Genomic DNA, 10,629 nt, shown 5'->3' on the forward strand with positions numbered 1-10,629 from the left:
CCGGCTGCCGGAACGGACCGGATTACTTTTTGAGCCCCACTCCGCCGTACAGACCGATCCCCGCCAGCACCCCCGTGGCCGGCGGTTCACCGTCCGGGCGCCACAGCGGCACCTGGACGACGCCGGGGTCCAGCACGTCGAACCCCTCGAAGAACGACACGATCTCCCGGTGGCTCCGCAGGGTCACCTGGGCCGTGGCGTTCCGGTACGCGGTGGCGGCGGAGCGGGACGCCTCACTGTTGAAGTCGGCGGTGCCGTGCGTCAGCACCAGGCAACTGCCCTCGGGCAGCGCCCCGGTGAGCGCCCGGACGATGCCCGCCGGATCCTCCTCGTCCTGGATGAAGTGCAGGACCGCGACCAGCAGCAGCGCCACCGGCCGGGTGAAGTCCACGAGTTCCCGGACGACGGGGTGCTCCAGGATGCTGTCCGGCTCGCGCACATCGGCGAGGACGAACCCGGCGCTGCCGTCGTCGGTCAGCTTCGCCCCGGCGTGGGTCGCCACGATCGGGTCGTTGTCGACGTACGCCACCCGCACCCCGGCGGCCGTCTCCCGGGCCACCTCATGGGTGTTGGGGGACGTGGGGATGCCCGTCCCGACGTCGATGATCTGCCGGATGCCGCCCCGCACCACCTCGCGCACCGCCCGGCGCAGGAAGGCGCGGTTGGCGCGGGCGGCCTGCCGGGTCTCGGGGGCCAGCGTGAGCAGCTGCTCGGCGGCCTCCCGGTCGACCTCGTAGTTGTCCCAGCCGCCGAGGTAGTAGTCGTACATCCGGGCCGGGTGCGGCCGGCTCGTGTCGATCCGGGCGACGGGGAAACCCCCGTCCTCCCCGTCGCCCCGTCCTTGTGCGGCCGTCCCGCTCACGTCCACTGCCCTTCGGCCGCTCCGGCGAGCAGGAAGTCGGCCTCTCCGGCCTTCGCGCCTCTGATGAAGGTCTCCATCTCGCTGTGCGTGTAGATCAGCGCGGGCCCCTCCGGGTCCGTGGACTGGCGCAGCGCGACCCGGCCGTCTCTCAGACGCATGACCTCGACGCAGCTTCCCCCGTTGCCGCCGCTCCACGGCTTGCGCCAGCCCTCGGTGCCGAGGTCGGTGGCGGGCATGCCGTTGTATATGCGATCCATGGTTCAGATCTCCTTACGAATGCCACCCAGGAATGCCTTGGTGGTGTGTGCGGGCGCGGCCTGCGCGCACATCCGGTCCAGTGCCTCCAGGAAGGCCGAGACGTCCTCGCGCTGGTCGAAATAGGAAGCGCCGATGAGGTTTTCGGCGTACGCGATGTCCGGGAGCTCCTCGATGGGGAACCGGAAGATGTGGAACGGTCCGTACATCGCCGGGTGCGGCCCGGCGGCGAACGGGATGATCTGGAGCCTCACGTTCGGCATGGCGGTGGCCTCGACGAGCCGGGCGACCTGGCCCCGCATGACCTCGGGGCCGCCGATGGGGCGGCGCAGCACGGTCTCGTCCATCACCACCCACAGCAGGGGCGCGTTCTCCCGGGTGAGCAGGTTCTGCCGCTCGCGGCGGACGGCGACGGCGCGCTCGATCTCCGCGTCCGGCGCGTGCGGCTGTCCCGCGCGGAGGACCGCCCGGGCGTAGTCCTCGGTCTGCAACAGGCCGGGGACGTAGTGCGGTTCGTAGGCGCGGATGAGGTTGGCCTCCCCCTCCAGGCTGACGAACGCGCTGAACCACTCGGGCAGGACATCACGGAAGCGGTGCCACCAGCCGGGGCGGTTGGCCTCCCGGGTGAGGGCGAGGAAGCCCTCGATCTCCGCCGGGTCGTCCACGCCGTAGATCCGCAGCAGCTTCTCCACGTACGGGACCTTCAGGCCGACCTCGGCCTTCTCCATCCTGCGGATGGTGGCATGCGTGACGTCGAGCGCCCGCCCCGCCTCCTGGAAGGTGAGCCCCGCCTGCTCCCGCAGGTCGTGCAGCCGCTTGCCGAGTACGACACGCAGCACGGTCGGAGCGCCTGCCGCCCGCGCGTCCCCCACTGTCCCCTCCTCCTGCCCCGCCAACTCCCGTCATATGCCCAGCAGTGTGCCATGCAGTCCGCAAAGCCGACAGGCTGCGCTTTCAATTCTGCAATTTACAGACTGAAGCTTGCCACACCTGACTCACATCGCACATAGTTGCGGAGTGGTCCCCTCCCAAGACGCACCTTTGCTGGGGCGCCGCGGCGGCTGCTTCGGCGGGCGCCCGCAGGTCGCCTACGCCTACGGGTTCAACTTCCCGGCCCTCAACGCCTCGGTCGCGGAGGCGCGAAGACAAGTCCTCGCCCGGCTGCGGGAGTGGGGCATCGACGAAACGGCCTGTGACGACGCCCGGTTGGTGGTGTCGGAGCTCTTCACCAACGCCGTGCGGCACACGGACAGCGACAAGGTCAGCTGCCAACTGCGGGTGAACGAGGTCCTGGTGCACATCGAGGTCGCGGACCACGGCTGTGCCCCCACGGAACCGCGGGCGCGCTTCAGCGGGACGGACGAGGAGAGCGGGCGGGGGCTGCTGCTCGTCGGCGCCCTGTCGCAGGCCTGGGGAGTACGGCCGGACGAGGCCGGCCGCGGCCGGGTCGTCTGGGCGGAACTGCCGCACCGGCGGCTCGGTCCCTAGGCTCGGCCCCTGGGCGTCCCCGGGCGGGGCCCGCCCCGCCCGCATCACCGACGTTCCGCCCGCACCACCGGCGCGGGGACCGCGGCTCCGCCGTCCGACGGTCTGTGCCCCGGCACCTCCCCGCGAAGGGAGGTGCCGGGGCACAGACCGTCGTTCCCCCAAGCCTTCCGCAGCCCTCTACAGCGGCAGCAGGTCCGGCCGCTTGGGCTCCACGTGGTCGCCCGACGACTCCCCGCGCAGCCGCCGCCCGATCCACGGGACCAGGTGCTCCCGCGCCCAGTGGATGTTGTCCCGCCGCACCTCGGCCGGCGTCCGCTGCCCCTCCGCCGGCCACGGCTGGTCCGGGTCGGCCGGCACCGAGAGGCCGAGGACCTGGGCCGCGCGCAGCGCCACCCGGGTGTGCCCGTCGGGCGAGAGGTGGAGCCGGTCGTCGCTCCAGGCCCGCCGGTCCTGCACCGAGCGCAGCGACCACAGGTCGAGCACCGGACAGTCGTGCCGGTCCGCGATGGCGCGGACGTGGGCGGTGTAGGTGGCGATCTTGCCCCGCAGATGCTTCAGGACCGGTACGTCGCGTGTGTCGAAGCCGGTGCACACCAGCACCGTGCCGACGGAGGCCCGGAGGTCGGCCACGGCCGCCTCGTAGCGCTCGGCCACGTCGTCCGGGTCGGACCCCGGCCGCAGGATGTCGTTGCCCCCCGCGCAGAACGTGACCAGGCCGGGTGCGAGCTCCTTCGCCCGCGGCACCTGTTCCTCGACGATCTGGTCGAGGAGCCTGCCGCGCACCGCCAGGTTGGCGTAGCGGAAGGTGTGCTCCTCCTGTTGGTCGGCCAGGAGTACGGCCAGTCGGTCGGCCCAGCCGATGAACGAGTCGCCGGGACCCGGGTCGCCGACGCCCTCGGTGAAGCTGTCCCCGACGGCTGCGTACGACCCGATCGCGCTCTTGCTCATTGAATTCGAATCGTCTGCCACGTCAGCACATCATTCCTCCTCCCAAGTGACCTACGCCACCGTAACCAGGGGTTGACGTGCAGTGATGTATCCCACCCCAATTGAGTCACCTCTCGCGGAATACGCGGACGTAGGGTCGTACCGGCGCCGCATGCCGACCGGTGCCGCCGGCCGACCAGAGGAGCGCCCGTGACCCAGACGCCACACGTCCCCGCCACCGAGCCCCTGCTGGCGGGGGTCCTCAACTTCCGCGACCTGGGCGGGCTCCCGGCCGCCGGCGGGCGGCGGGTACGGCCCGGCGTCCTCTTCCGCAGCGGCCACCTCGCCCGGGCCACCGAGGCGGACACGGCGTTCCTCGGCTCGCTGGGCCTGCACACCGTCTTCGACTTCCGCAACTCCGCCGACATCGCGGACCAGGGCCCGGACGTCACCCTGCCCGGCGTGCGGAACGTCAACCTCCCCATGAGCGACCCCGCGGACGGCACCGAGTTCTGGCGGATGGTCCACGGGGGCGGCCCGGAGCAGCTGCGCTCCCTCCTCGCCGAGGGCCGGGCGGCCGCCCGGATGACCGGCTCCTACCGGGCGATCATCACCCACCGGACCGCCGAACACAGCCGTATGCTCCACTCCCTCGCCGACGGCGACCTCCCCGCCCTCATGCACTGCGCCGCCGGCAAGGACCGCGCCGGCCTCGCCGTCGCCGTCACCCTGCTCGCCCTCGGCGTCCCCCGCGACGCCGTCGAGGCGGACTACCTGCTGTCCGACGCGCCCCACCGGCGGTTCCCCGTACGACGGGACGTCGAGTCCTCGCCCGAGGCGATGGAGCTGCTCTCGCCGCTGTTCGCGGCGCGGACGGAGTACCTGGCGGAGGCGTTCGCGACCATCGACGGCACATGGGGGTCGGTGGACCGGTACCTCGCCGAGGGCCTGGGCTTCACCCCGGAGAGCCGGGAACGGCTGCGGGAGCGCATGCTGACCGGCTGAGGCGCCGCCCCGGGGAGCGTCCCCCGGGAACAGAGAACCGACTGCCGCCGCTGTAACTACGGCCGCCGACACGTCGTTTCACTCGGTATGCGCTGGCGATGGACGGTGACCTGGGCGCTGTGCGCCGCGGTCACGTGCGGTTTGCTGTGGGTGTGGCCGCTGCGGGATCCGGCCCGGATCTCCGCCGCCGCAGCGGTGGTGAGCGCTGTCGTCGCCCTGTTCGGCGTGGTGTCCGTGTGGGCCCGGCGCGCGGAGCGCAGCCGTGCGCACTCCAGCGGCGGGCAAGTCGCGGACGCGGCCGAGGTGCTGGCCCGTACGGTCCGCCGGCAGTGGGAGGAGGAGGCGGTTCTCCGGCAGCTGTACGACCCGGAGCCGCTGCGCCTGGTCTGGTCGGACTGTTCCCACCCGGGAGTGTCCGACCACCGTCAGCTGGTGGGCACGCAGGTGGTCTGCCGGGCCGGTGGACCGGAGGAGGAACTGGCCGGGGCGTTCAGGTCGCTGGCGCGCCGGCGCCTGGTGGTGCTGGGTCCGGGAGAGTCGGGGAAGACGACCTTCGCCGTCCTCCTCCTGCTCGCCCTGCTGCGCACGCGCGCCACCGGCGACCCGGTTCCCGTGCTCTTCTCGCTTTCCTCCTTCGACCCCGCGCGCGAGAGCGCCGGGGACTGGCTGCGCCGCCGGATCGGTGCGGACTATCCGGCGATGACCGACACCGAGCACTACGGGGCCAGCGTCATCGAGGACCTCCTCACCGACCGCCTCCTGATCCCCGTGCTCGACGGTCTCGACGAACTCCCCGAGCGGAGCCGGGCGGCAGCCCTGGCCTCCCTCAACGACACCCTGCCCTCCGACACTCCCCTCGTCCTCACCTGCCGCACCGACGACTATGTGCGAGCGGTGGCGGAGAGCGGCGTCCTGACCGGAGCGGCGGTCCTGGAATCCGCGCCCGTACGCGCCGACGACGCCCTCGCCCTCCTGCGGCTGGCCACGCCGCCGGGGCCCCGTCAGCAGGGCTGGGACGCCCTGGCCGACCACCTCGTTCACCACCCGCGGGCCCCTGCGGCCCAAGCCCTGGCGAGCCCGCTGATGGTGGCTCTCACCCGGTCCGTCTACGCCGACGACGACAACGATCCCGCCGAACTCCTCGACACCCGGCGCTTCTCCGCACCCTCCGATATCGAACGCCACCTCCTCGACGCGCTCGTCCCGGCTCTCTACCGACGCGCCCGAAGGCAGCGCCCCGACCGCGGCTGGGACCCCCGCCGGGCCCAGGAGCACCTCGCCCGTATCGCGACGGGGATGCATGCCCAGGGCACCTACGACCTGGCGTGGTGGCAGCTCTACCGGTGGACCCCGGCCCTCGCCGGAGCGTGGCGGCGCGCGGGAACGTGGGCCCTCGTCACATGCGCCGGGTTCATGCTGGCCACAGCGTTCCAGGTGGCCGTCCTGACTGTGCCCTCGTGGTCGGAGGCCCTGCGGTGGTTCCCCCAGTCGCTGTTGGAAAGCCTCATCTGCCTCGCGGTACTCGCTCTCGGCGGCCTGATCACCGTGCGGAGAAGCAGCCTGGCGCACACTTCCGCCACCGCTGCCGTCGTCTCCTTGTGCGGTGGCCTCGCGGCCCTGCCGTCGTCGTGGTCCTACTACCGCGGAGGCGTTCCCGGAACAGTGCCCGCGGCCGCCGTCGGCTTCTTCTGTTTCAGCATGTGGCTCGTCATGCTGGGCGCGGGGCTGCCGTCCCCTCCCCGCACCCCGAGCCGGAGCCGCCCCGCCCGGAGGCACTGGCGCAGACAACTGATCCGCGCGCTCGTCCTCGTCATCGGCATCGCCACCATCAGCGAAACCGTCTTCACCGGCTACACCATGGCCGGGTTCGATGACGTCGTCCCGCCCGGGACCGTGCCCTGGGGACTGGTGATCGGCATCGTGGCGGGCATCAGCCTGGCCGCCCTGGACTGGATCCGGGACCCGTCCACCGCCGACGACGTGGCGACAGCCGCGTCCTCCGTCCGGGCGGACCGCCTGGTCTCACTGATCAGTGGAGCGGCCTGCGCGGTCGTCTTCCTCATCCCGGACGGCGCCATACGGGCCCTGCCCTGGGTCCCGTCCGACCCGCTGCGCACCACCACGTTCGCCGCCGTCGCCGGCCTCCTCCACGGCGGCCTCTGGGGTTCGGTCCTCGCCCTGACCGCCCACTCCTGGCCCCACTACACCCTCGCCCGCCTCCTCCTCGCCGCCCGCGACGAACTCCCCTGGCGGCTCCAGGCGTTCCTCGCCGACGCGCACCGGCTCGGCATCCTCCGCCAGGTCGGGCCCGTCTACCAATTCCGCCACGCCCGGCTGCAACACCACCTGGCCACCCGCCCCGCCCTCCCCACCCCCCGCACGGACCGTACCGACCCCGTACGGCCGCCCGCACCCCGCGGCTAGCGGTCGTCCAGTCGACCCGATATCGGCGACAACGAAGGGGCGTCATCATCGCGGTCATTCCGGCCGGTCTATTTACTCTGCAACGCCTGCTTCACCAACGTCCGTCCGAAGTCCCACATCAATGACCCGCCGCCGTGCGCCTCGTCCATCACCGCGGTGAACGCCGCCACGAAGCGGTCCACTTCGGCCTCCCCGATGATCAGCGGCGGGATCAGCTTGATGACTTCCAGGTGGTCGCCCGACACCTGGGTGAGGATGCGGTGCTTCTGGAGCAGTGGTACGACCACCATCTGGGCGAAGAGGCCCTTGCGGGCGGCCTGGAGCATGGTCCAGCGGCCGCGCAGGGCGAGGGACTTGGGGCGGCCGAACTCGATGCCGATCATCAGGCCACGGCCGCGGACGTCGTGCAGCAGCTCGTACTTGTCGACCAGCGCGGCCAGCCGGGAGCGGAGCAGGTCGCCGGTGGTGCGGGCGTTGTCGACGACGCGCTCGTCCTCCATGACGGACAGCACCGCGAGGCCGGCGGCCATGGCCTGGGCGTTGGAGCCGAAACTGGCGGAGTGGACGAGGACGCGGTCCATGGAGGAGTAGACCTTTTTGAAGATCCACTCCTTGCCGAGGGTGGCGCCGACCGGGACGTAGCCGCCGGACAGGGACTTGGCCACGCACACCAGGTCCGGTTCGACACCGGGCTCGTGCTGGTGGGCGTAGAACATCCCCGTGCGCCCGAGCCCCGTCTGCACCTCGTCGGCGATGAGCAGCGCCTTGTGCCGGTGCAGCAGTTCCTGGGCGGCGCGCAGGAAGCCGGGCGGGGTCATGTGGACGCCCTTGCCCTGGATGGGCTCGACGACGAAGGCGGCGACGTCGCCGCGCCGCAGCTCCCGTTCCAGCGCGTCGAGGTCGCCCAGCTCGATCGCGGTGTCGGGGAGCAGCGGCGCGAAGCCGTCGCGGAATCCGTTCTCGCCGTTGACCGACAGCGATCCGGTGGTCAGCCCGTGGAAGGCGTGCGCGCAGTACAGGATCCGCGGCTTGCCGGTGGCGTAGCGGGCGAACTTGAGGGCGGTCTCGACCGCCTCGGTGCCGCTGTTGCCGAAGAACACCCGGTCCAGGTGGGGCGAGTACGCGAGCAGCTTCTCGGCGAGCAGGCCGGGCAGCGGCGGGCAGTCGAAGCGGGTGAGGTCGGCGAGCGAGGCGTCCAGGACGTCGTGCAGGGCCTTGCGGACGACGGGGTGGTGGCGGCCGAGGCCCATCACCCCGAAGCCGGCGAGCATATCGAGGTAGTCGTTGCCGTCGGCGTCCCAGAAGTGGGCGCCCTCGGCCCGCTCGTAGACCTTGTCGAAGCCGATGGTGTGGAGCATCCGGGGCAGCTGGTGGTTGAGGTGCCGCGTGTGCAGCTCATACCGTTCCCCGCCGCGCTCGGCGAGCAGCCGGGCGAGGTCGAAGCCCTTGGCGTCCTCGGTGGGTCCGACGGTCATACGCTCTCCTTACGCGCCGGGGCGGCGGCCCGGCCCGGGTCCCTCCCGACGTCCTTGCGGGCCAGGACCGCGCTGATCCGGCCGGCGATCTCGGCGGGGGTGAGCCCCAGGTCGGCGAGGACCTCGGAGCGCTTGGCGTGGGCGAGGAACTGCTCGGGAACGCCGATGGTCTCCAGGGGCAGGTCCACGTCCGCGTCGCGCAGCGCCTGGGCGACGGCCCAGCCCACCCCTCCGGTCCGGCTGTTGTCCTCGACGACCGCCACCATCCGGTGGCCGGCGGCAAGGGCGGGCATTTCCGGGTCGACCGGTTTGACCCAGCAGGGGTCGACGACGGTGCAGCCGGTGCCACGCGCGGCCAGCAGGTCGGCGGCCTCCAGCGCCACCTCGGCCATCGTGCCCACGGAGACGAGCAGGACGTCGGGGGTCTCGGGGCGGGTCAGTACGTCCATGCCGCCGACGCGGTCCACGGCCGGGATGTCCGGGCCGACGGTCGCCTTGGGGAAGCGCACGACGGTGGGGGCGTCCGAGATGTCGACGGCCTCGCGGAGCTGGGTGCGCAGCCGGGTCGCGTCGCGCGGGGCGGCGATCCGCAGGCCGGGGACGACCTGGAGAACCGACATGTCCCACATGCCGTTGTGGCTGGGCCCGTCGGTGCCGGTGATCCCGGCCCGGTCGAGGACGAAGGTGACACCGCACTTGTGCAGGGCCACGTCCATGAGCACCTGGTCGAAGGCGCGGTTGAGGAACGTCGCGTAGACGGCGAAGACGGGGTGCAGGCCGCCGGTCGCCAGCCCGGCCGCCGACGTCGCGGCGTGCTGTTCGGCGATGCCCACGTCCCAGACCCGGTCCGGGTACGCCGCGGCGAACCCGGTGAGGCCGACGGGGTGGAGCATCGCCGCGGTGAGCGCCACCACGTCCGGCCGCTCGGCGCCGATGCGGACCATCTCGTCGCCGAAGACCGAGGTCCACGACGTGCCGGTGGCGGGGGTCAGCGGCTCGCCGGTGAGCGAGTTCATCACCCCGACGGTGTGGAAGCGGTCCGCCTCGTCCTCCAGCGCGGGCCGGTAGCCGCGGCCCTTCTCGGTGCGGCAGTGCACGAGGACGGGACCGTGGAAGCGCTTGGCGCGGCGCAGCGCGGACTCCACCGCGGCGACGTCGTGCCCGTCTATCGGGCCGAGGTATTTCAGGCCCAGGTCCTCGAACATGCCCTGCGGCGCGAAGGCGTCCTTGAAGCCCTTCTTCGCGCCGTGCAGCGACTCGTAGAGGGGCTTGCCGATCAGGGGCAGCCCCTGGATCGTCTCCTTGCCGCGGGCGAGGAAACGCTCGTAGCCGTCGGTGGTGCGCAGGGTGGCCAGGTGGTCGGCGAGGCCGCCGATGGTGGGCGCGTAGGAGCGCTCGTTGTCGTTGACGACGATGATCAGCTGCCGGTCCTTGGCGGCGGCGATGTTGTTGAGCGCCTCCCAGGCCATGCCGCCGGTGAGCGCGCCGTCCCCGATGACGGCGACGACGTGCCGGTTCCAGTGGCCGAGCACCTGGTTGGCCTTGGCGAGGCCGTCGGCCCAGCTCAGGACGGTCGAGGCGTGGCTGTTCTCGATGACGTCGTGCTCGGACTCCTCGCGCGAGGGATAGCCGGAGAGGCCGCCCTTGCTGCGCAGCTTGGAGAAGTCCTGACGTCCCGTCAGGAGCTTGTGGACGTACGACTGGTGCCCGGTGTCCCAGAGGACGCGGTCGGAGGGCGAGTCGAAGGAGCGGTGCAGGGCGATGGTGAGCTCCACCACGCCGAGGTTCGGCCCGAGGTGGCCGCCCGTCCTGGCCACGGCGTGCACCAGGAAGTGGCGGATCTCCTCCGCGAGTTCGTTCAGGTCCTCCGTGCCCAGTGCTTTCAGGTCCCGCGGACCGCGGATGTTCTCCAGCAGCGACACGCCGGCCCCCTCCTTCGCTCAGTCGGCTCGTCTTCCCGGGTCTCCCCGGGCCCGCCCGGCCCCGTCCGTGCCGGGTCTCTCCCGTCGGTGCTCGTCAGCCGGCCACGGTGACGGCGGGCGGCCCGGAGGGGGCGCCCGCCGCTTCCATACGGCCGGCCAGCTTCATCGCCTCTTCGATGAGGGTCTCGACGATCTTGGACTCGGGCACGGTCTTGATGACCTCGCCCTTGACGAAGATCTGCCCCTTGCCGTTGCCGGACGCCACACCCAG

The 10,629-nt window shown here is 71.9% G+C and carries 9 protein-coding genes and 1 pseudogene; 3 read left to right on the forward strand and 7 right to left on the reverse strand.

Annotated elements, in window-relative coordinates; translation table 11 throughout:
- Window positions 1–22: 22 nt before the first annotated feature.
- From HN013_RS06120 to HN013_RS06130, 3 genes are read right to left on the reverse strand one after another with little or no spacing between them, the layout of a single operon-like run.
- Entirely contained in the window at window positions 23–862 is an 840-nt protein-coding gene (locus tag HN013_RS06120) for an SAM-dependent methyltransferase (protein ID WP_312018514.1), read from the reverse strand.
- On the reverse strand, window positions 859–1,119 hold the full coding sequence (locus HN013_RS06125; RefSeq protein WP_171163766.1) for a DUF397 domain-containing protein: 261 nt from the start codon (window positions 1,117–1,119) through the stop codon (window positions 859–861). Before HN013_RS06125 ends, HN013_RS06120 begins: the two co-directional genes overlap by 4 nt.
- 3 nt (window positions 1,120–1,122) lie before the next feature.
- On the reverse strand, window positions 1,123–1,989 hold the full coding sequence (locus HN013_RS06130) for a helix-turn-helix transcriptional regulator (protein WP_171163768.1): 867 nt from the start codon (window positions 1,987–1,989) through the stop codon (window positions 1,123–1,125).
- Between the two features lie 145 nt (window positions 1,990–2,134).
- Between HN013_RS06130 and HN013_RS06135 the strand changes: the two genes are divergently transcribed.
- The gene (locus HN013_RS06135) at window positions 2,135–2,605 is read left to right on the forward strand and encodes an ATP-binding protein (protein ID WP_312018515.1); all 471 of its coding nucleotides are present in this window, start codon (window positions 2,135–2,137) and stop codon (window positions 2,603–2,605) included.
- A 177-nt stretch (window positions 2,606–2,782) separates the two neighbouring features.
- Here HN013_RS06135 and HN013_RS06140 read toward each other — a convergent pair whose 3' ends face one another.
- Window positions 2,783–3,574, reverse strand: a complete 792-nt coding sequence (locus HN013_RS06140) for an SGNH/GDSL hydrolase family protein (protein WP_171163770.1) — start codon at window positions 3,572–3,574, stop codon at window positions 2,783–2,785.
- A gap of 168 nt (window positions 3,575–3,742) precedes the next feature.
- Between HN013_RS06140 and HN013_RS06145 the strand changes: the two genes are divergently transcribed.
- Window positions 3,743–4,537: a tyrosine-protein phosphatase gene (locus HN013_RS06145; RefSeq protein ID WP_171163772.1), complete on the forward strand. Its 795-nt coding sequence runs from the start codon at window positions 3,743–3,745 to the stop codon at window positions 4,535–4,537.
- Window positions 4,538–4,624: 87 nt separating this feature from the next.
- Window positions 4,625–6,961 carry an NACHT domain-containing protein gene (locus HN013_RS06150; protein ID WP_171163774.1) on the forward strand — a complete coding sequence of 779 codons (2,337 nt, stop codon included), beginning with the start codon at window positions 4,625–4,627 and terminating at the stop codon, window positions 6,959–6,961.
- Between the two features lie 68 nt (window positions 6,962–7,029).
- Here the strand turns inward: HN013_RS06150 and HN013_RS06155 are convergent, their stop codons facing one another.
- The 3 genes and pseudogenes from HN013_RS06155 to HN013_RS06165 form a co-directional block, all read right to left on the reverse strand.
- Window positions 7,030–8,436 carry an aspartate aminotransferase family protein gene (locus HN013_RS06155; protein WP_171163776.1) on the reverse strand — a complete coding sequence of 469 codons (1,407 nt, stop codon included), beginning with the start codon at window positions 8,434–8,436 and terminating at the stop codon, window positions 7,030–7,032.
- Window positions 8,433–10,358 carry a 1-deoxy-D-xylulose-5-phosphate synthase gene (gene dxs, locus HN013_RS06160; RefSeq protein WP_171163779.1) on the reverse strand — a complete coding sequence of 642 codons (1,926 nt, stop codon included), beginning with the start codon at window positions 10,356–10,358 and terminating at the stop codon, window positions 8,433–8,435. The genes HN013_RS06155 and dxs overlap by 4 nt, the downstream gene beginning before the upstream one ends.
- Window positions 10,359–10,452: 94 nt before the next feature.
- Window positions 10,453–10,629 (reverse strand): annotated as a pseudogene (locus HN013_RS06165) (4-hydroxy-3-methylbut-2-en-1-yl diphosphate synthase); the annotation flags it as partial.

The organism is Streptomyces sp. I05A-00742 (assembly GCF_013055795.1).
Taxonomy (GTDB): Bacteria; Actinomycetota; Actinomycetes; order Streptomycetales; family Streptomycetaceae; genus Streptomyces.